This window comes from Streptomyces krungchingensis, from assembly GCF_054729265.1.
The window spans coordinates 3,072,234-3,091,407 of the sequence record NZ_JBPUKY010000001.1 but is presented as its reverse complement, the minus strand read 5'-3'; the positions used below and the strand labels follow the sequence as shown (position 1 = coordinate 3,091,407).

Sequence of the window (19,174 nt, the reverse complement as noted above, 5' to 3'; positions counted from 1 at the left end):
TGGGCGTGTAGGTGCCGGCGGTGGTCACGGACGCAGCTCCTTGCCGGTCGGTTCGAGACTGTGCCGTCCCGGGGGACGGCCCCCGGACGCCTGGCCGGCGGAGAGGCGAACCCGGGTCATGCGCGCAGCTCCTTGCCGGTCAGTTCGAGGAAGACGTCTTCGAGGGTGTGGCGCTCGACGGAGATCTTCTCCGGCAGCACGCCGTGCTGGGCACACCACGAGGTCACGGTCGCCAGCAGCTGGGGGTCCACCTTGCCGGTGACCCGGTAGGCGCCGGGTGTCAGTTCGGCGGCCGTGCAGTCCGCGGGCAGGGCCTTCAGCAGGGAGGCCACGTCGAGTCCGGGGCGGCCGGTGAACCGCAGGGTGTTCTCGGCGCCGCCCCGGCACAGCTCCTCGGGGGTGCCGTGGGCGATGACCCTGCCGGTGTCGATGATCGCGACGTCGTCGGCGAGCTGCTCCGCCTCGTCCATGTGGTGGGTGGTGAGGATGACGGAGACACCGTCGTTGCGCAGGTCGCGGACCAGGTCCCAGGTCGCGTGGCGGGCCTGGGGGTCGAGGCCGGCGGTCGGCTCGTCGAGGAAGACCAGCTCGGGGCGGCCGACCACGGCCATGGCGAGCGCGAGACGCTGCTGCTGGCCGCCGGACAGGCGCCGGTAGCTGGTACGGCCGCAGCTGCCGAGGCCGAGCCGCTCGATGAGGGTGTCCACGTCCAGGGGGTGGGCGTGCAGCCGGGCCACGTGGCGGAGCATCTCGTCGGCACGGGCGCCGGAGTAGACGCCGCCGGACTGGAGCATGACGCCGATGCGGGGGCGCAGCGCGGCCGCCTCCCGGACCGGGTCGAGGCCGAGGACGCGCACGGTGCCCGAGTCGGGTCTGCGGTAGCCCTCGCAGGTCTCGACGGTGGTGGTCTTGCCGGCGCCGTTGGGGCCGAGTACGGCGGTGATACCCGCCTCGGCCACCAGGTCGAGACCGTCCACCGCGGTCTTCGTGCCGTACCGCTTCACCAGGGCCTGGACCTGGACGACGGGCTCGCTTCGCATGAGGCGCAATTCTAAGGACGTCGTCGGGGTGCCGGGGCGCCGGGGGCCGTATCGACCGCGAGCTCGCGCGGGCGGTGCAGCGCCAGCCAGCGCTCCGCGTACGCCACGGCGTCGGCGACCGGGAAGAGCCGGGCGACGGCGGCGCCCACGGCGCCCCGGACGACGGGGCGGTCCCGTTCGTAGTCGGAGCCCAGTGCGTCGAACCCGTCCGAGGTGATCGACACCTCACGCACGGTCCGCCAGCCCCGCGGGGACGGCCGCCCCACGTCGACGACGGGCGACGCGATGCGGTACTCGGCCAGATGGAAGCTGGTGCAGGCGTCGTAGCCGGCCCCCAGCAGCAGGACGCGCGCACCGTCGGCCTCCAGGCGGGCCAGCGGGCTCCGCTCGCCGAGCCGGCAGTCGGGCGCGTGGCCTTCGAGGACCGCCGCGGCGCGTGGACCGAGCGCCGCGAACGAGGTCTCCGGGTGCGCGCTGCGCACGGCGCCCGGCCAGTTGCGCACGGTCTCCGGGATCACACCGACACCCCGGGTGGGGGTCACCCGCGGGTCGTACACGGGCATGGTGGCGCGGATGGTCGCCCACCACTCCTCGGGCACGGGCGGATTGCTCCACAGCGCCGGGTCGGACAGGTCGCCGGACTGCGTGGGGACCACCAGAGTGCCGTCGGGGCCGAGCGTGTCGAGCAGTGCCTGGACGGCGGCGACCGGGCCTCCGTTCACCCATCCGAGGGCGCTGAGCGAGGAGTGCACGAGCAGTGTCTCCCCGGGCCGTACCCCGAGCGTGCGAAGGTCCGCGGCGAGGGTGTCCCGAGTGACGAGTGGGCCGGTCGGAGGGGGTGTGGGCATGGTTCGGGAGTCTCCCGGACGGCCTGTCCCGGCGCCACCGAATTGATCGATCAAAGATCGTTTCCCCAGGTCATCTTAGGTATACCTAAGTGATGCACGGCACCGTCGGCCTGTCAGGGCGCGGCTTGTCAGGCTCTGAGGAATTACGCAACAATGGCGTTGTGAAAAACGTTGGCGAGGCTCCGCGAGAGGATCTCGCGGCCGGGTTGCCCACACGCAACCGGGTCGCGCGGTCCATCCTGGATCACGGCCCGTCGACCGTGGCCGACCTCGCCGGGCGGCTGGAGCTGACCCAGGCCGCCGTGCGCCGTCACCTCGACGCACTCGTCGCCGACGACGTCGTGGTCGCGCGCGAGCAGCGGGTCTACGGAGCGCGTACCCGCGGCCGTCCCGCCAAGGTGTTCGCCCTGACGGACTGCGGCCGGGACGCCTTCGACCAGTCCTACGACAAGCTCGCCGCCGACGCCCTGAGCTGGATCGCGGCCCGCGAGGGCGGGGACGAGGCGATCCTCTCCTTCGCCCGCGCCCGGATCGCCGCGCAGGCCCGCGCCTACCGCGAGGCCGTCGACGCCGCGGACCCCGAGGAGCGCACCGAAGCGCTGGCCAAGGCCCTGAGCGCCGACGGGTACGCTGCTACGGCGCGCAGCGCGCCGCACCCCCAGCGGGGCGAGCAGCTCTGCCAGCACCACTGTCCGGTCGCCCACGTCGCCGAACAGTTCCCGCAGCTGTGCGAGGCGGAGACCGAGTTCTTCTCCCAGTTGCTCGGCACGCACGTCCAGCGGCTGGCGACCATCGCCCACGGCGACGGGGTGTGCACCACGTTCATCCCCAAGATTTCCAAGAACACCGACAACGCATCTGCAAGCACGGCCGGGAGGAACCCCGCATGACGCTCCCCACGGAGACTGCCCACCCCGAACTCGAGGGTCTGGGCAAGTACGAATACGGCTGGGCCGACTCCGACGAGGCCGGCGCCTCTGCCAAGCGCGGTCTGAGCGAGGACGTCGTCCGGGACATCTCGGCCAAGAAGAACGAGCCGGAGTGGATGACCAAGCTCCGCCTCAAGGGCCTGCGTCTCTTCGACAAGAAGCCCATGCCCAACTGGGGCTCGGACCTGTCGGGCATCGACTTCGACAACATCAAGTACTTCGTACGTTCCACGGAGAAGCAGGCGGAGTCCTGGGAGGACCTGCCCGAGGACATCAAGAACACGTACGACAAGCTCGGCATCCCGGAGGCGGAGAAGCAGCGTCTCGTCGCCGGTGTCGCGGCCCAGTACGAGTCCGAGGTCGTCTACCACCAGATCCGCGAGGACCTGGAGGAGCAGGGCGTCATCTTCCTGGACACCGACACGGCGCTGAAGGAGCACCCGGAGCTCTTCAAGGAGTACTTCGGCACCGTCATCCCCGTCGGTGACAACAAGTTCGCCTCGCTGAACACCGCCGTGTGGTCGGGCGGCTCGTTCATCTACGTGCCGAAGGGCGTGCACGTCGAGATCCCGCTCCAGGCCTACTTCCGTATCAACACGGAGAACATGGGCCAGTTCGAGCGGACGCTGATCATCGTCGACGAGGACGCCTACGTCCACTACGTCGAGGGTTGTACGGCGCCGATCTACAAGTCGGACTCCCTGCACTCCGCGGTGGTCGAGATCATCGTGAAGAAGGGCGCCCGCTGCCGCTACACGACCATCCAGAACTGGTCGAACAACGTCTACAACCTGGTCACCAAGCGCGCCGTGGCGTACGAGGGCGCGACCATGGAGTGGATCGACGGCAACATCGGCTCCAAGGTCACCATGAAGTACCCGGCCGTCTACCTGATGGGCGAGCACGCCAAGGGCGAGACCCTGTCCATCGCCTTCGCGGGCGAGGGCCAGCACCAGGACGCCGGCTCCAAGATGGTCCACATGGCGCCGAACACCTCGTCGAACATCGTGTCGAAGTCCGTGGCGCGCGGTGGCGGCCGTACGTCCTACCGCGGTCTGGTCGAGATCGGCGAGGGCGCGGCCGGCTCCAAGTCGAACGTGCTGTGCGACGCGCTGCTCGTCGACACCATCTCCCGCTCCGACACGTACCCGTACGTCGACGTCCGTGAGGACGACGTGTCCATGGGCCACGAGGCGACCGTCTCCAAGGTCTCCGAGGACCAGCTCTTCTACCTGATGAGCCGTGGTCTGACCGAGTTCGAGGCGATGGCGATGATCGTGCGCGGCTTCGTCGAGCCGATCGCCAAGGAGCTGCCCATGGAGTACGCCCTTGAGCTCAACCGGCTGATCGAGCTGCAGATGGAAGGCGCGGTCGGCTAGGACCGCCCCCTCGACAGCAGCCAGCAATTTCTGACGTAGGAAGAGAGCAGACCGACAGCCATGGCTGAGGCTCAGAATATTCCGGTGGGGTCCACCACCGCCGGCCAGATCGCGGTGGCCGCCGAGTCGACCGTCGCCACGCGCATGAGCGCGCCCCCGTCCTTCGACGTGGCGGACTTCCCCGTCCCCCACGGCCGCGAGGAGGAATGGCGGTTCACGCCGCTGGAGCGACTGCGCGGGCTGCACGACGGCACCGCCGTCGCGACCGGCGACGGCGTGAAGGTCGACATCGACGCGCCCGAGGGCGTCGTCGTCGAGACCGTCGGCCGCGACGACGCGCGGCTGGGCAGGGCCGGCACCCCCGTGGACCGCATCGCCGCCCAGGCGTACTCGGCGTTCGAGAAGGCCGGTGTCGTCACCGTCCCCAAGGAGACGGTGCTCACCGAGCCGATCCGCATCGCCGTGCGCGGCGAGGGCGGCGTCGCCTACGGCCACCAGGTCATCGAGCTCGGTGCCTTCGCCGAGGCCGTCGTGGTCATCGACCACACCGGTGACGCGGTGCTCGCCGCCAACGTCGACTACATCCTCGGCGACGGCGCCAAGCTCACCGTGGTCTCGGTCCAGGACTGGGACGACAAGGCCGTCCACGTCGGCCAGCACAACGCGCTGATCGGCCGGGACGCCGGTTTCAAGTCGTTCGTCGTCACCTTCGGCGGTGACGTGGTCCGGCTGCACCCGCGCGTCGCCTACTCCGGCACCGGCGGCGAGGCCGAGCTGTTCGGTCTGTACTTCACGGACTCGGGCCAGCACCAGGAGCACCGCCTCCTCGTCGACCACAACACCCCGCACTGCAAGTCCAACGTCGCCTACAAGGGCGCGCTCCAGGGCGACGGCGCGCACGCGGTGTGGATCGGTGACGTGCTCATCGAGGCCAAGGCCGAGGGCACCGACACCTACGAGATGAACCGCAACCTCGTCCTGACGGACGGCGCCCGGGTCGACTCCGTGCCGAACCTGGAGATCGAGACCGGCGAGATCGTCGGCGCGGGCCACGCCTCCGCCACCGGCCGCTTCGACGACGAGCAGCTGTTCTACCTGATGGCCCGCGGCATCCCGGCCGGCGAGGCCCGCCGCCTGGTCGTCCGCGGCTTCTTCGCCGAACTGGTCCAGCAGATCGGCGTCGACGACATCGAAGAGCGCCTTCTCGTGAAGATCGACGAGGAGCTGGAGGCGTCGGTCTGATGACCACCACCTTCGTACGCGCCTGTGGACTGAGCGAGCTGGAGGACGACACCCCGAAGCGGGTGGAGCTCGACGGCACGCCGGTCTCGGTCGTCCGCACCGAGGGCGAGGTGTTCGCGATCCACGACATCTGCTCGCACGCGAACGTCTCCCTCTCCGAGGGCGAGGTGGAGGACTGCCAGATCGAGTGCTGGCTGCACGGCTCCAGCTTCGACCTCCGCACCGGCAAGCCGTCCGGCCTTCCCGCGACGCGCCCCGTCCCCGTATACCCCGTAAAGATCGAAGGGGACGACGTGTTCGTCTCCCTCACCCAGGAGTCCTGAGGAACCCATGGCAACGCTTGAAATCCACGACCTGCACGTCACCGTCGAGGCCGACAACGCCACGAAGGAGATCCTCAAGGGCGTCGACCTCACCGTGAAGCAGGGCGAGACCCACGCCATCATGGGCCCCAACGGCTCCGGCAAGTCGACTCTCGCCTACTCGCTCGCGGGCCACCCGAAGTACACGGTCACCGGCGGCACCGTCACCCTCGACGGTGAGGACGTCCTGGAGATGTCCGTCGACGAGCGCGCCCGCGCCGGCGTGTTCCTGGCGATGCAGTACCCGGTCGAGGTCCCCGGCGTCTCCGTCTCCAACTTCCTGCGCACCTCCGCCACCGCGATCCGCGGCGAGGCCCCCAAGCTGCGCACCTGGGTGAAGGAGGTCAAGGAGGCCATGGAGCACCTCAACATGGACCCCTCCTTCGCCGAGCGCAACGTGAACGAGGGCTTCTCCGGCGGTGAGAAGAAGCGCCACGAGATCCTCCAGCTGGAGCTGCTCAAGCCGAAGATCGCGATCCTCGACGAGACCGACTCCGGCCTGGACGTCGACGCCCTGCGCATCGTCTCCGAGGGCGTCAACCGCGTCCGCGAGACCGGCGAGGTCGGCACCCTGCTGATCACTCACTACACGCGCATCCTGCGCTACATCAAGCCCGACTTCGTCCACGTCTTCTCCGCCGGCCGGATCGTCGAGTCCGGCGGCGCCGAGCTCGCCGACAAGCTGGAGAACGAGGGCTACGAGGCTTACACGAAGGGTGGCGTATCCGCGTGACACAGCTGCCGGGCCTCCTCGACACCGAGGCGATCCGCAAGGACTTCCCCGTCCTGGACCGACTGGTCCACGACGGCAAGAAGCTCGTGTACCTGGACAATGCGGCGACCTCGCAGAAGCCGCGCCAGGTGCTGGACGCCCTCAGTGAGTACTACGAGCGCTACAACGCCAACGTCCACCGCGGTGTGCATGTGCTCGCCGAGGAGGCCACGGCGCTGTACGAGGGCGCGCGCGACAAGGTCGCCGCGTTCATCAACGCGCCGAGCCGCGACGAGGTGATCTTCACCAAGAACGCCTCCGAGTCGCTCAACCTCGTGGCCAACATGCTCGGCTGGGCCGACGAGCCCTACCGGGTCGACCACGAGACCGAGATCGTCATCACGGAGATGGAGCACCACTCCAACATCGTGCCGTGGCAGCTGCTGTCGCAGCGCACGGGCGCGAAGCTGAAGTGGTTCGGCCTCACCGACGACGGCCGCCTCGACCTCTCCAACATCGACGAGGTCATCACCGAGAAGACGAAGATCGTCTCCTTCGTGCTGGTGTCGAACATCCTGGGCACCGTCAACCCGGTCGAGGCGATAGTGCGCCGCGCCCAGGAGGTCGGCGCCCTGGTCCTGATCGACGCCTCGCAGGCGGCACCCCACATGCCCCTCGACGTCCAGGCACTCCAGGCCGACTTCGTGGCCTTCACCGGTCACAAGATGTGCGGGCCCACGGGCATCGGCGTGCTCTGGGGCCGCCAGGAGCTCCTGGAGGACCTGCCGCCGTTCCTCGGCGGCGGCGAGATGATCGAGACCGTGTCGATGCACTCGTCGACCTACGCGCCGGCGCCCCACAAGTTCGAGGCGGGCACGCCCCCGATCGCGCAGGCGGTCGGACTCGGCGCGGCGATCGACTACCTGTCCTCGATCGGCATGGACAAGATCCTCGCCCACGAGCACGCGCTCACCGAGTACGCGGTGAAGCGGCTCGCGGAGGTCCCCGACCTGCGGATCATCGGCCCGACCACGGCCGAGGACCGCGGTGCCGCGATCTCGTTCACGCTGGGTGACATCCACCCGCACGACGTGGGTCAGGTCCTGGACGAGCAGGGCATCGCCGTCCGTGTCGGGCACCACTGCGCACGTCCGGTCTGCCTGCGGTACGGAATTCCTGCGACCACGCGAGCGTCGTTCTATCTGTACTCCACTCCGGCCGAGATCGACGCGCTGGTCGACGGCCTGGAGCACGTCCGGAACTTCTTCGGCTGAGGGGCTGGCTGGAACGTGAAGCTTGATTCGATGTACCAGGAAGTCATCCTGGACCACTACAAGCACCCGCACGGGCGGGGCTTGCGGGATGGCGATGCCGAGGTGCACCACGTCAACCCGACGTGCGGCGACGAGATCACGCTGCGCGTGAAGTACGACGGCGAGCGGATCGAGGACATCTCGTACGAGGGCCAGGGCTGCTCGATCAGCCAGGCCTCGGCCTCCGTACTGAACGAACTGCTCGTCGGCAAGGACGTGTCCGAGGCGCAGAAGGTCCAGGAGACTTTCCTGGAACTGATGCAGTCCAAGGGCAGGGTCGAGCCCGACGACGCGATGGAGGAGGTGCTGGAGGACGCGGTCGCGTTCGCCGGTGTCTCCAAGTACCCGGCCCGGGTCAAGTGCGCCCTGCTGAGCTGGATGGCGTGGAAGGACGCGACGGCCCAGGCACTGGGTGACGAGCCCGACAAGGCTGCGAGGAAGACGGCATGAGCGAGAACGAGACCTTGACGACGAAGCCGGCCTCCGAGGAGGAACTCCGCGAGGCGCTGTACGACGTCGTCGATCCCGAGCTGGGCATCGACGTCGTCAACCTCGGTCTGATCTACGGCATCCACATCGACGACGCGAACATTGCGACGATCGACATGACCCTGACGTCGGCGGCCTGTCCGCTCACCGACGTCATCGAGGACCAGGCCAAGTCCGCCACGGACGGCCTCGTCAACGAACTGCGCATCAACTGGGTCTGGATGCCGCCGTGGGGCCCGGACAAGATCACGGACGACGGCCGCGAGCAGCTTCGCGCCCTCGGCTTCAACGTCTGAGCAACCCCCGCGTCCGACGCGCGAGTCGACGACGGCCCCCGGCAACCGTGCCGGGGGCCGTCGTCGTGTCGTGCCGGTCCTCTCCCCGCACGGCCGGGGTTCACACGGCTTTCTCAGCGGCCTCCCAGAGCGGGCTCATCGGGGCGCGACAGCGTGGGGCCGTGCCAGAATCCGTGCGCCCCGTCTTCGTCCTCGGCTGTCCCCGCTCCGGGACCACCCTTCTCCAGCTGATGCTGCATGCGCATCCACGGATCGCGCTGCCGCCCGAGACGCGGTTCGTCCTGCCGGCCTACGAGGGGCGGCTGGGCTTCGGTGACCTCGTGGAACGCGCGAACCGGGCCGGACTCGCGCGGTGGATCACCGGGCGCCGGCAGACGCGGTTCCACGAACTGGGCGTGGACGCCGGGCAGGTCGCGCGGCGCATCACCGACGGTCCCCCGACGCTCGGCTCGGCACTCGGCATCGCCCTGAAGGCGTACGCCGAGGAGCACGGGAAGGTCCGCTGGGGCGACAAGCGGCCCGCGTACGCCCTCCATGTCGCCGAGCTGCTGCGGCTGTTCCCCGACGCGCAGTTCGTCCATCTCGTCCGCGACGGACGGGACTGCGTCGCCTCGCTGCTCGGCATGCCATGGTGGCACCGCGGATTCCACGAGGCCGTGGCGACCTGGTCGCAGGTCATGGACGCCACCCGCGGGCACGCCGAGACGCTCGGCCCCGGCAGCTGGCACGAGCTGCGCTTCGAGGACCTGGTGGCCGATCCCGAGGGCCGGCTGCGGGAGGTCTGCGGCTTCCTGGGGGAGGAGTACCACCCCGTGATGAGCGAGCCGCACCGGATGGCCGGGGTGGGGGTGCCCGCGCGCAAGACCTGGCACCGGCGCACCCACGGCAAGCTGGACGCCTCACGCGCGGGCAGCTGGGCGACCCGGCTGACGCCCGCTCAGATCGCGCTGTGCGACGACGTGCTGGGCGACCGCCTCGTCTCCCGGGGGTACACGCTCGCCGGAGCCGTCCGGCCCGACCCCGCCGAACTGCTGCGCTACCGGCGCGTGGAGTTCTCGCGACGGGCCGCCCACGCCAAGCGGCGGCTGCTCGACCGCGTGACGCGGGTGCGGGAACCGAATCCCGTCGCCTGCAGTCCGGCCGCCCTGTCCGGGGCGGCGCGGAGTGCTTCGTGACCCGGCGGTCCCTCAGCCGCGCGGGTTGGCCTCCGCCGCCCGCAGCAGGACGTCGGCGAGACCTTCGCGGCGGATGCGCCGGTCGATGTAGAGCAGGGTGGTGATCAGCGGCATGAACACCATCGTGAACACCTGGGCGACGACGCTGAGGACCGTCGAGAGCGTGAACGACAGGCCCAGGTGCGGCAGGCTCTGCGCGAACGCGTCCGACATGCTGGTGCGCTGCGGCGACGAGGGGTCGTAGGGCTGGGGGCCGGGCGTCGTGAACACCGTGGGGATGCGCAGCACCAGCGAGACGATCAGCACGGTCAGTCCGCCGAGCAGCGTGATCCCGAACGTGCGCCACCAGGCGCCCCGGATCAGCCGCATCGACCGCCGCAGCGCCTCGACCGGCCGGGCGGCCTCCAGCACGGCGGCGGCCGGGGCGAAGGAGAAGAGCACCCAGAGCCAGACCGTCAGCGGCATGGCCAGCAGCAGGAGCAGGAAGAAGATCCCGAACAGGCTGTCGCTGCCGACGAGCAGCGCCGCGAAGAGCGAGACGGCCATCGCGGCGAACAGCAGCATGGGGATCAGCAGGATCAGCCCCATGAGCAGGTTCACGCCGAGCACGGACAGTGTGCGCGGCCAGGAACGCCGCCACACCTGGCCGATGCCGGCCCGTCGGCCGAGGACCGCGTCGTGCAGGGTGGCGACACAGGACGCCTGTACGAAGGCGCTCGCGACCAGCACGGCGATCATCGCGAAGGCCCACACGCTGCCGAAGGCGACCAGGACGGGCTGGACGTCGCTCCAGCGCGGCCGGTCGCTGTCGTACAGGGCGTCCAGCCGGTCACTCACCGAGAAGTACGCGAGGACGGCCGCGCCCCCGATCAGCACCACCAGGGCGAGCTGGACCAGTGCGGCGAGCCCGAACAGCGGCTTGGCGTACCGGCGCATCGTCGTGAAGGCACCGCCGAAGACATGGTCCACGCCGAGCGGGGCGAGGGGTATGACGCCCGGCTTGGGCGGCGGGGGCGGCGGTGTCCAGCCCCAGCCCGCCGGAGGGCCTCCGTACGGCCCCGCTGGTCCCCACCCCGATGTGTCCGACATTCTTCTTGCGCTCCCATGCTCCGGGAGTCCGACGACTCCGCCCCCACTGTGATGATCGCGAACGATATCCGGTGCGCCGCCCGGTGCCCATGGGGGAGGGGGCCGCAGTTTGCGTACGGGCGTACGCATCGATAAGTACACTCGTACGCATGGGATATGTGCTGCTCGGCGGAGCCATCGCCGCGGAGGTGGCCGCGACCACCGCCATGAAGTACAGCGAGGGTTTCAGCAGGCTGTGGCCGTCGCTGGTGACCCTCCTCGGGTACGTCGTCGCGTTCGCGCTGCTCGCCCAGACCCTGAAGACGGTCTCGGTCGGCACGGCCTACGCGATATGGGCGGGTGTCGGCACCGCGGTCATCGCCGCGATCGGCATGGTGTTCCTCGGGGAGGGGATCGGCGCGGCCAAGCTCGCCGGTATCGCCCTGATCATCGGCGGGGTCGTGCTGCTGAACCTCGGCGGCGCGCACTGATGGCCCGCCGGTACGACCCCGAGCGACGGCAGCGGATCATCGACGCGGCGATCCGTGTCGTGGGCGCCAGGGGAATCGCCGGGCTGAGCCACCGGACCGTCGCGGCCGAGGCCGATGTGCCGCTCGGCTCCACCACCTACCACTTCAGGACACTCGACGAACTGATGGTCGCCGCGCTGCGCCAGGCCAACGAGGGCTTCGCCAAGGTCGTCGCCGCGCGCGGCGCGCTGGAGGATCCCCGGACCGACCTCGCCGCCGACCTCGCCGGCCTGGTGGGCGAGTGGCTCGCGGGCGACCCGACCGGGGTGGAGCTGGAGTACGAGCTGTATCTCGCGGCGCTGCGCCGCCCTGCCCTGCGTCCCGTCGCCGCCGAGTGGGTCCAGAGCCTCGTGGACCCGCTGGCCCGGCGCACCGACCCCGTGACCGCGCGGGCGCTGGTCGCCCTGATGGACGGGATCTGCCTCCAGGTGCTGCTGACCGGCACGCCGTACGACGAGGCGTACGCCCGCGAGGCACTGCGCCGGCTCATCGGCTGACCGCACGGCGCCGGGCACGGGGACGCTGTCCGGCGGGGTGCGGCCGGCCGCTGAAGGGACGGCACCCGGACCCACGTCGCCGCCGAGGACGTCGAAGCAGTGCCCGATGTCGCCCTGGTAGGCGAGGAGGCGAGCGGCCCTGACGCGGAGCCGGGCGGGCGGTGCGCCCGCACGCTGAGACGCCGGGCGCACCGGTTCGCCCGCGCGGCCCCCGCCAAGTTAGGTTTCACCCATGACCGACACGACTGCTACTCGCACCACCGGCGCCGTCGCCGCCGGGCTTGCCACCGTCACCGCCGACGGCACCGTCCTCGACACCTGGTTCCCCGCTCCCGAGCTGTCCGCCGAGCCCGGCCCGGCCGGCACCGAGCGGCTGTCCGCCGAGCGCGCCGTGGAGCTGCTCGGCGAGGGTGCGGCCAAGGCCGTCGGCCCGGACGCCCGTCGTGGCGTCGAGGTGGTCGCGGTCCGTACGGTCATCGCCTCCCTGGACGACAAGCCGCTCGACGCGCACGACACCTACCTGCGGCTGCACCTGCTCTCGCACCGCCTGGTGAAGCCGCACGGCCAGAGCCTGGACGGCATCTTCGGCCACCTCGCCAACGTCGCCTGGACCTCGCTCGGCCCGGTCGCCGTCGACGACGTCGAGAAGGTCCGGCTGAACGCCCGCGCGGAGGGGCTGCACCTCCAGGTGACGTCGATCGACAAGTTCCCGCGCATGACGGACTACGTCGCCCCGAAGGGCGTCCGCATCGCCGACGCCGACCGGGTCCGCCTCGGCGCGCACCTCGCCGAGGGCACGACGGTCATGCACGAGGGCTTCGTGAACTTCAACGCGGGCACCCTCGGCACCTCCATGGTCGAGGGCCGCATCTCCGCGGGCGTCGTGGTCGGCGACGGTTCCGACATCGGTGGCGGCGCCTCCACGATGGGCACCCTCTCCGGCGGCGGCAACGTCCGCATCACCATCGGCGAGCGCTGCCTGGTCGGCGCCGAGGCGGGCGTCGGCATCGCGCTCGGCGACGAGTGCGTGGTCGAGGCCGGCCTGTACGTCACCGCGGGCACCCGCGTGACGATGCCCGACGGCCAGATCGTCAAGGCCCGCGAGCTCTCCGGCGCCTCCAACATCCTCTTCCGCCGCAACTCGGTCACCGGCACGGTCGAGGCCCGGCCGAACAACGCCGTGTGGGGCGGACTCAACGAGGTCCTGCACAGCCACAACTAGCCCCACCCGCCTGACCCGTGCCGTGTGCCCTCCCGCCGTCCGCGGGAGGGCACACGCGTCATCGGGTCAGGCCCGCGGCGAACTCGGCGAGCGCGGTGAAGTCGTCCTCGTCGAGACCCAGCCGGGGATCGACGTGGCGCAGCAGCGCGGGCGCGGGGTGGCGGGCGGCGACGTACGCGTCGTCGGCCGGGCTCTGTTCGTCGTCCACCCACGCGAAGGGGCGGTCCTGCGCGTACGCGACGATCCGCTCCGTCTTCCAGTGCACCCCGTCGGGCCGCTCGGCGAACAGGGCGCCGGTGAAGTCGACGTACGGGATCTCGGGCAGCCCGATGACGGGACCGATCCAGCGGTTCGCCGCGTCCATCCAGGTGGTCGCCCAGCACAGGTCGTAGTCGAGGGTGAGGAGTGCCCGGCCGTGGTCGGGGTGCAGCCACACCCGCAGCGGCCTGCCCGGCGTCAGGGCCACCCGGATCGTCGTGTAGCCCGCCGGACGGCGTTCCGGCTGGGCGGCGTACGGGTTGAGAGGCCCGTCGACGTCGAGGAACAGCAGCGGTCGGCTCACCCCGTCACCGTAAGGGACACCTGCCGGGACCGGCTCGGAAATTCTTTCCGGGGCCAGGCATAGCGGCGCCCGGGCAGGGGCGTCACAAGGGGCACAGGGGCGGTTCACCGGGGCCGCCGGGGAAGAGAAGGTGACGATGGATGCCGAGGCGCAGGAGAGCTTTCGACAGTTCGTGGCCAACCGGTCGTCGGCTCTGCTGAAGACCGCGGTGCTGCTCAGCGGCGGCGACCGGCACGCGGCCGAGGACCTGCTGCAGAACGCCCTGATCAAGGCCGCCGGACGCTGGCACCAGATCGACGAACCCGAGGCGTACGTACGGCAGATCCTGTACCGGCAGCAGGTGGGCCGGTGGCGGCTGAAGTGGCCGCGACGCGAACTGAGCGTCGCGGAGCTGCCCGAGACCGCGCCCGGCGCGGACCTCTCCTCCGCCGCCGAGCTGCGCGTCGTGATGCGCGGGGCACTGGCCCGGCTGACCGCACGGCAGCGCACCGTGCTGGTGCTGCGCTACTTCGAGGACCTGCCCGAGGCCGATGTGGCCCGGCTCCTCGGCTGCTCCGTCGGAACCGTGCGCTCCACGACCCATCGCTCGCTCGCCCGGCTGCGGAGACTCGCTCCCGAACTGGCCGCGCTCGGCCAGGGGCGCGAGCCGCAGCCGCCGTCCCGTGACTTCTCGCCCGTGGAGGTACACCGGTGAACGTCGAAGAACTGATCCGCGACACGTTCCGGGAGCAGGCCGAGGACGATCCGCGCACTCCGCCGGGATTCGCCGACCGTGTGCTCGCCGTCCGCCGGCGCCGCAGGGCTCGTACGATCGCCGGCGCCGCGCTGGCGACCGTGGCGGCCATCGCCGTGACGGTGGGCGTCCCGCGGCTCGACGGCGGCGGGCAGGACGTGCGTCCGGCGGGCCCGGTCGACCGGAGCGCTGACATCGTCGCCCGGCCCGATCAGTATCCGCCGCGCGACATGGTCGCCGCGGGCGGCACCGTGCTCGCCGCGTTCAGCGTCCAGTCGCTGGTGAAGCAGCCGGACAAGGACGAGGTCCTCACCCGCACCTACCAACGGCTGGACCGGAAGACCGGGCGGTATGTGAAGGACACCCGGTGGTCCGTCATCGACACCGCGCCGAGCTCACGGACCGCGGCCGTGCTGGAACGCACGCTCCCCGCCCGGCGCGTCGGACTGCTCGACCTGACGACCGGTGAGATCCGCCGCTGGATCCCGGTCCCGCAGGGCGTCGCCGGTGTCGCGCTCTCGCCCGACGGCAGGAAGATCGTCGCGACGACGTACTCCAGTGATCCGGACCGGCGCTACTGGAGCCACCGGATCGAGACCAGCGGACCCGGCGGCGAGAAGGGCTGGATGCTGCAGGGCGTGGCCTGCCGCACCGGTTTCAGCATCATCGACGTGGCCTCCGGGCGTACGGAATGGCACCGGGCGCCGGACTGGAAGGACGAGTGGGGACGCTCGCAGGGCGGCCGCTGGGACTTCAGCTTCAGCGCCGACAGCACCCTGCTCTACGAGCACATCGTCACCCAGCCCCACCGCCAGTACCACGATCTTTCGGGCAGGAGCGTGGCCACGCCCGTGAACGAGAGGAAGTTCGAGCTCGACCTGGCCGGATACTCACCCGACAAGAAGTTCCTGGTCCATCCGTCGGGAGTGCGGGACATGACGACCGGCAAGGACGTGCCCAAGGTGTCCGACTACATGGCGCTTCTGGCCTGGGCCGACAACAAGAGGCTCATCGTCTTCGAGAACAGCCGGCACGGCGACCATCCCCACCGGCTCGCCCTGCTCACCCTCGGCTCGTCCAAGGTCGTACCGCTGACCGCCTACGGGCCGCAGATGATGAACGAAATGGGCTCCTGGGAGCCCCTGTTCAGCGCCCGCTGACCGCCGTTCCGCCCGCACCGCTCGCCTCCCGGTGAACCGCCAGCAGCCCGTCGACCGCCTCCCGGCCGGCGGGCCGCAGCGGCGCCCGCACCGGACCGGCGGGCAGCCCGAGCGAGTTGAGCAACGCCTTCGCCGTGACCGCTCCGGGCAGACCGGCGGACATCATCGACTCCACCAGCGGGAGCACCTGCCGCTGGCCCTGAGCGGCCCCGGCGGTGTCCCCGGCGTCGAACGCGTCGACGATGGAACGGAACTGACGAGGCACCACATTGGCCACGGTGCTGACGTACCCGGCCGCGCCGATCGCGTACAGCGCGAGGACGTACTCGTCGCAGCCCGCGTAGTACGCCAGCTCGGTGCGGGCCAGCACCTTCTGGGTGCCCAGCAGGTCGTACGCGCAGTCCTTGACCGCCACGATCCTCGGGTGCCGGGCGAGCCGGATCATGGTGTCCGGCTCGATGCGGGTGCCGGTGCGTCCCGGGATGTCGTACAGCGCGAGGGGCAGCCCGACGGCGTCCGCGATGTCCAGGAAGTGGGCCTCCAGCGCCTCCTGCGGCGGCCTGCTGTAGTAGGGGGAGACCACCAACAGGCCGTCCGCTCCCGCCTTTTCGGCCTGGAGCGACAGTTCGACCGTGTGCCGCGTGTCGGCGGTGCCCACGCCCGCCACGAGCGCCGCCCGGTCGCCCACCGCCTCCCGCACCGCCCGCACCAGGGAGGCCTTCTCCGCGTCCGTCGTGGTCGGGGATTCACCGGTGGTGCCGGACAGCACCAGCCCCTCGCAGCCCTCGGTGACCAGCCGGTCGGCGAGCAGCTGGGCACCGTCGAGGTCGAGCGCGCCGCTCTCGGTGAAGGGCGTGATCATGGCGCACAGGGCGCGGCCGAACGGTGCGGCGTGCGCCGGTGCCGGCGCCGTGGAGTCGGTCGTGGCAGTGGTCATGACAGTAGTCTCGGCACCTCGACCGTGAAGCTCCACTTAATTCTTCTACGAAGTACATGCAACAGATGCTAAGGGGTTCCGGCTCCGTCCGCCGGGCGTGCGCCCGCGAGGGGCGGAGGCCCTGGTGCCAACTCGCCCTGTTGTGGGTCACTATGGCCGGGACGACAGTCGTCAGCAGATCGCGGGAGGCGTCATGAGGCTGGGCAAGGCACTCGCCACCGGAGTCGCGGAAGAAGAGGACCGGACGCGGGACGACGGACTTCGAGTGCCCGAGGCGGTCGAGGAGCCGGAGACGTCCGTGCCCGAAGAGGTCACGGCCGGCCGATGAGGCTGCGGCTCCCCGAGGAACGCCCGACGGAGCCGCCGACCGGATACAAGATCGCCCACCCGATGCTGTCCCAGGACGGCACCCGGGCCGGGTTCACCGGTGTGTCGCTGGGCGGTGCGCTGCCGTACGGAGTGCTGGACGAGGCGCGCTGCGTCTACGGACGGCGGCACCGGGCACCGCACCGCCGCTGCGACTGCGGCTTCCACTGCGTGCACGACCGGGCAACCGCCGAGGCCCTGTTGTGCACTGCCGAGCACCGGGCGGCCGTGCTTCTCGAAGTCGCCGTCCTGGGTGCCTACATCCGCTTCGAGCGGGGTTTCCGGTACGCCCGTCAGCGGGTACGGACGGCGACCGTCGGCCCGTGCGCGTGCGGCGCCGTGGCCGGTGCCCTCGCCGACGCCGGCTGGGGGAGGCCCGGTCGGCGCGCGCTCGCGGCGGCGTGCGCGGGCTGTGTGCGCGGGCGTACGTCCGTGTCGCTCGCCGCGTTCGCCCGGCTGGCCGGGGACGGACTGCGGGTGGTGGCGGGCCGCGGTGTGCAGCCCGCCACGGACCTGCCCGAGGGGCTCGGTGTCCCCGAACTCGTCGCGGAGGCAGCTCTGTTGCAGGCCAGGCTCGACTGGTTCCAGACGCAGCTGACCCGGCTCGACGACCGGCCGTCCGGCGGAGAGGAGTGAGGGGGTCGCCGGGACGGGGTTGACCTCGACCACGGTCGAGGTCGAAGGGTGGTCGGTACGTCCGTGACGGCCGACCACCGGAGGCACGTATGACCCGTCGTACCGACACCCACCCCGATCCCGCCGACCCGCGCGTCGGCGCGCCCTTCTTCAGCGTCTGGAGGCTGGGCACACCGCTGCGCCGGCAGCAGGCGGCGGAAGCCGTCGCCCGGACTTGGCAGCGCCGCCCCTGGCCCGCCGACGGCCTGCTCGGCCGTCATGTGTACGCGGCGCACGACGCCGCCGGCCTGCTGCACTACGCGCAGTGGACGAGCGAACAGGCCCACGAGGCCTTCGTGAAGACGCACCGCCAGGAGCGCGCCGACGAGATCGACACCGCCGTCCCCGGCATCGAGCGGCTGGGGCCCGGCCGTTTCCGGCGCTACCGCAGCGTCGGTCCGGCGGACCGCGGCGGACGTGTCCCCGGCTGCGTCGTGATCGTCGACGTGGAGTTCGAGAGCCCGGACCCCGGGCGGCAGCGTGCCTGGGTCGACGCCGTCCTCGAAGCGCTGGAGGGCGAGCCGAACCCGCATCCCGGCGGCATCGGCGCCCACTTCCACCTCGGCACCGACGGCACCCGGGTCCTCAACTACGCCGAATGGGAGAGCGCCGAGGCCCACATCGAGGCCCTTGCCGCGCCCGGCGACGGGATCGGCTCCACGACGGCCCTGTGGGAGCGGGTCCAGACCTGGCCGGGGCTGAAGAGCAGCACGGTCACCCGGTACGAGCACCTCTTCGGGCTCGTACCGGACTGACCCCCGCGTCGCCGGCCCGCGGCGCGCCCGGCCGCCGTGCGCGAGAGGAGCGCCGCCGCAGGCCCACGGCTCGCCTCCGAGGCGACGGCCATCGCCCCGACTCACCGAACACTTCATCCGTCTGGACAAAAAAAGTTTTCGGTGAGACGGTGGAGTCATGTTGGACGTGACCGTGATCGAGGACGCAGAGGCCGCCGCCGTCTCGCTGGACCCCGTACGGGCCCGGCTGCTGGCCGAGCTGGCCGCCGGGCCCGCGTCGGCCGCCATGCTGGCCGGCAAGGTCGGGCTGCCCCGGCAGAAGGTGAACTACCACCTCAAGGCGCTGGAGCGGCACGGCCTGGTCGAGCTGGCGGGGGAGCGCCGCAAGGGCAACGTCACCGAGCGGCTCATGCGCGCCACCGCCGCCTCGTACGTCATCTCCCCCCTCGCCCTGTCCGCCGTGCAGCCCGATCCGGACCGCTTCCGCGACCAGCTCTCCGCCCGCTGGCTGCTCGCCCTCGGCGCCCGGCTGGTCCGGGACGTCGGCTCACTGGTCACCGGCGCGGCGAAGGCCCGCAAACGGCTGGCGACCTACGCGCTGGACGGCGAGGTCCGCTTCGCCTCGGCCGCCGACCGCGCGGCCTTCGTCCAGGAGCTGACCGCCGGAGTGAGCGCCCTGATCCGCAAGTACGACGCTCCCGGCGCCGACGGCGGACGGGACCACCGGATCGTCGTCGCCCTCCATCCGACGGTCAAGGACCCCGCCGGGACCGGCGCCGCCACGACGGACCCCACGGCGACGCAGAAGGCCGTGACGGAGGCGGCCGGCGCGCGGACCGCGATCGCCGAGGCCGCCGACACCGGCCGGCCCACCCCCGAGAACGACCCCGAGACCCACTGAGCAG

The 19,174-nt window shown here is 71.0% G+C and carries 23 protein-coding genes; 18 read left to right on the top strand and 5 right to left on the bottom strand.

Features of this window, described 5'->3' with window-relative positions; all coding sequences use genetic code 11:
- Nucleotides 1-116: 116 nt before the first annotated feature.
- On the bottom strand, nucleotides 117-1,040 hold the full coding sequence (locus ACSYGO_RS13820) for an ABC transporter ATP-binding protein (RefSeq protein WP_432174855.1): 924 nt from the start codon (nucleotides 1,038-1,040) through the stop codon (nucleotides 117-119).
- An 11-nt stretch (nucleotides 1,041-1,051) separates the two neighbouring features.
- Nucleotides 1,052-1,888 (bottom strand): AAC(3) family N-acetyltransferase, encoded by an 837-nt coding sequence (locus ACSYGO_RS13815; protein ID WP_460386780.1) that lies wholly within the window; start codon nucleotides 1,886-1,888, stop codon nucleotides 1,052-1,054.
- A 161-nt stretch (nucleotides 1,889-2,049) separates the two neighbouring features.
- On the opposite strand from ACSYGO_RS13815, the gene ACSYGO_RS13810 reads away from it, so the two are divergent.
- The 9 genes from ACSYGO_RS13810 (at nucleotide 2,050) to ACSYGO_RS13770 (ending at nucleotide 9,785) form a co-directional block, all read left to right on the top strand.
- Nucleotides 2,050-2,778 carry a helix-turn-helix transcriptional regulator gene (locus ACSYGO_RS13810; RefSeq protein WP_426676080.1) on the top strand — a complete coding sequence of 243 codons (729 nt, stop codon included), beginning with the start codon at nucleotides 2,050-2,052 and terminating at the stop codon, nucleotides 2,776-2,778.
- Nucleotides 2,775-4,196 carry a Fe-S cluster assembly protein SufB gene (gene sufB, locus ACSYGO_RS13805; RefSeq protein ID WP_426676081.1) on the top strand — a complete coding sequence of 474 codons (1,422 nt, stop codon included), beginning with the start codon at nucleotides 2,775-2,777 and terminating at the stop codon, nucleotides 4,194-4,196. Before ACSYGO_RS13810 ends, sufB begins: the two co-directional genes overlap by 4 nt.
- Nucleotides 4,197-4,256: 60 nt before the next feature.
- On the top strand, nucleotides 4,257-5,438 hold the full coding sequence (gene sufD, locus ACSYGO_RS13800; protein WP_426676082.1) for a Fe-S cluster assembly protein SufD: 1,182 nt from the start codon (nucleotides 4,257-4,259) through the stop codon (nucleotides 5,436-5,438).
- On the top strand, nucleotides 5,438-5,761 hold the full coding sequence (locus ACSYGO_RS13795; protein WP_426676083.1) for a non-heme iron oxygenase ferredoxin subunit: 324 nt from the start codon (nucleotides 5,438-5,440) through the stop codon (nucleotides 5,759-5,761). Before sufD ends, ACSYGO_RS13795 begins: the two co-directional genes overlap by 1 nt.
- Before the next feature lie 7 nt (nucleotides 5,762-5,768).
- Entirely contained in the window at nucleotides 5,769-6,533 is a 765-nt protein-coding gene (gene sufC / locus ACSYGO_RS13790) for a Fe-S cluster assembly ATPase SufC (protein ID WP_435226713.1), read from the top strand.
- The gene (locus ACSYGO_RS13785; RefSeq protein WP_426676085.1) at nucleotides 6,530-7,786 is read left to right on the top strand and encodes a cysteine desulfurase; all 1,257 of its coding nucleotides are present in this window, start codon (nucleotides 6,530-6,532) and stop codon (nucleotides 7,784-7,786) included. The genes sufC and ACSYGO_RS13785 overlap by 4 nt, the downstream gene beginning before the upstream one ends.
- A 15-nt stretch (nucleotides 7,787-7,801) precedes the next feature.
- Nucleotides 7,802-8,275 (top strand): Fe-S cluster assembly sulfur transfer protein SufU, encoded by a 474-nt coding sequence (gene sufU, locus ACSYGO_RS13780; protein ID WP_028803404.1) that lies wholly within the window; start codon nucleotides 7,802-7,804, stop codon nucleotides 8,273-8,275.
- Nucleotides 8,272-8,610, top strand: coding sequence for a metal-sulfur cluster assembly factor (locus tag ACSYGO_RS13775; RefSeq protein ID WP_028803403.1), 339 nt, complete (start codon nucleotides 8,272-8,274; stop codon nucleotides 8,608-8,610). Before sufU ends, ACSYGO_RS13775 begins: the two co-directional genes overlap by 4 nt.
- A 161-nt stretch (nucleotides 8,611-8,771) precedes the next feature.
- Nucleotides 8,772-9,785, top strand: a complete 1,014-nt coding sequence (locus ACSYGO_RS13770) for a sulfotransferase family protein (RefSeq protein WP_460386778.1) — start codon at nucleotides 8,772-8,774, stop codon at nucleotides 9,783-9,785.
- Nucleotides 9,786-9,797: 12 nt separating this feature from the next.
- Here ACSYGO_RS13770 and ACSYGO_RS13765 read toward each other — a convergent pair whose 3' ends face one another.
- Entirely contained in the window at nucleotides 9,798-10,874 is a 1,077-nt protein-coding gene (locus tag ACSYGO_RS13765; RefSeq protein WP_426676087.1) for a DUF7847 domain-containing protein, read from the bottom strand.
- A gap of 149 nt (nucleotides 10,875-11,023) precedes the next feature.
- On the opposite strand from ACSYGO_RS13765, the gene ACSYGO_RS13760 reads away from it, so the two are divergent.
- From ACSYGO_RS13760 to dapD, 3 genes are all read left to right on the top strand, one after another.
- The gene (locus ACSYGO_RS13760) at nucleotides 11,024-11,344 is read left to right on the top strand and encodes a DMT family transporter (protein WP_095933513.1); all 321 of its coding nucleotides are present in this window, start codon (nucleotides 11,024-11,026) and stop codon (nucleotides 11,342-11,344) included.
- The gene (locus ACSYGO_RS13755) at nucleotides 11,344-11,880 is read left to right on the top strand and encodes a TetR/AcrR family transcriptional regulator (protein ID WP_095933512.1); all 537 of its coding nucleotides are present in this window, start codon (nucleotides 11,344-11,346) and stop codon (nucleotides 11,878-11,880) included. The genes ACSYGO_RS13760 and ACSYGO_RS13755 overlap by 1 nt, the downstream gene beginning before the upstream one ends.
- A 232-nt stretch (nucleotides 11,881-12,112) precedes the next feature.
- Nucleotides 12,113-13,102, top strand: a complete 990-nt coding sequence (gene dapD / locus ACSYGO_RS13750) for a 2,3,4,5-tetrahydropyridine-2,6-dicarboxylate N-succinyltransferase (protein ID WP_095933511.1) — start codon at nucleotides 12,113-12,115, stop codon at nucleotides 13,100-13,102.
- Between the two features lie 58 nt (nucleotides 13,103-13,160).
- Here the strand turns inward: dapD and ACSYGO_RS13745 are convergent, their stop codons facing one another.
- On the bottom strand, nucleotides 13,161-13,664 hold the full coding sequence (locus ACSYGO_RS13745) for an HAD domain-containing protein (RefSeq protein ID WP_460386776.1): 504 nt from the start codon (nucleotides 13,662-13,664) through the stop codon (nucleotides 13,161-13,163).
- Between the two features lie 136 nt (nucleotides 13,665-13,800).
- Between ACSYGO_RS13745 and ACSYGO_RS13740 the strand changes: the two genes are divergently transcribed.
- A complete protein-coding gene (locus tag ACSYGO_RS13740; RefSeq protein ID WP_460389712.1) occupies nucleotides 13,801-14,358 on the top strand; it encodes a SigE family RNA polymerase sigma factor in 558 nt (185 codons plus the stop codon).
- Nucleotides 14,355-15,557, top strand: coding sequence for a WD40 repeat domain-containing protein (locus ACSYGO_RS13735; protein ID WP_460386775.1), 1,203 nt, complete (start codon nucleotides 14,355-14,357; stop codon nucleotides 15,555-15,557). The genes ACSYGO_RS13740 and ACSYGO_RS13735 overlap by 4 nt, the downstream gene beginning before the upstream one ends.
- Here the strand turns inward: ACSYGO_RS13735 and dapA are convergent.
- Complete coding sequence (gene dapA / locus ACSYGO_RS13730) at nucleotides 15,544-16,494, bottom strand: 4-hydroxy-tetrahydrodipicolinate synthase (protein ID WP_460386773.1); 951 nt, start codon at nucleotides 16,492-16,494, stop codon at nucleotides 15,544-15,546. The two genes, ACSYGO_RS13735 and dapA, sit on opposite strands and share 14 nt — an antisense overlap.
- Nucleotides 16,495-16,687: 193 nt before the next feature.
- Between dapA and ACSYGO_RS13725 the strand changes: the two genes are divergently transcribed.
- The 4 genes from ACSYGO_RS13725 to ACSYGO_RS13710 all read left to right on the top strand — a co-directional run bounded on the left by ACSYGO_RS13725 (nucleotide 16,688) and on the right by ACSYGO_RS13710 (nucleotide 19,170).
- Nucleotides 16,688-16,822 (top strand): hypothetical protein, encoded by a 135-nt coding sequence (locus tag ACSYGO_RS13725; RefSeq protein WP_432189369.1) that lies wholly within the window; start codon nucleotides 16,688-16,690, stop codon nucleotides 16,820-16,822.
- Nucleotides 16,819-17,496 carry a hypothetical protein gene (locus tag ACSYGO_RS13720; protein WP_426676093.1) on the top strand — a complete coding sequence of 226 codons (678 nt, stop codon included), beginning with the start codon at nucleotides 16,819-16,821 and terminating at the stop codon, nucleotides 17,494-17,496. The genes ACSYGO_RS13725 and ACSYGO_RS13720 overlap by 4 nt, the downstream gene beginning before the upstream one ends.
- 89 nt (nucleotides 17,497-17,585) lie before the next feature.
- Nucleotides 17,586-18,290 carry an antibiotic biosynthesis monooxygenase gene (locus ACSYGO_RS13715; protein ID WP_435226697.1) on the top strand — a complete coding sequence of 235 codons (705 nt, stop codon included), beginning with the start codon at nucleotides 17,586-17,588 and terminating at the stop codon, nucleotides 18,288-18,290.
- A 157-nt stretch (nucleotides 18,291-18,447) separates the two neighbouring features.
- Nucleotides 18,448-19,170, top strand: coding sequence for an ArsR/SmtB family transcription factor (locus tag ACSYGO_RS13710; RefSeq protein ID WP_460386771.1), 723 nt, complete (start codon nucleotides 18,448-18,450; stop codon nucleotides 19,168-19,170).
- The last annotated feature ends 4 nt before the right edge of the window (nucleotides 19,171-19,174 follow it).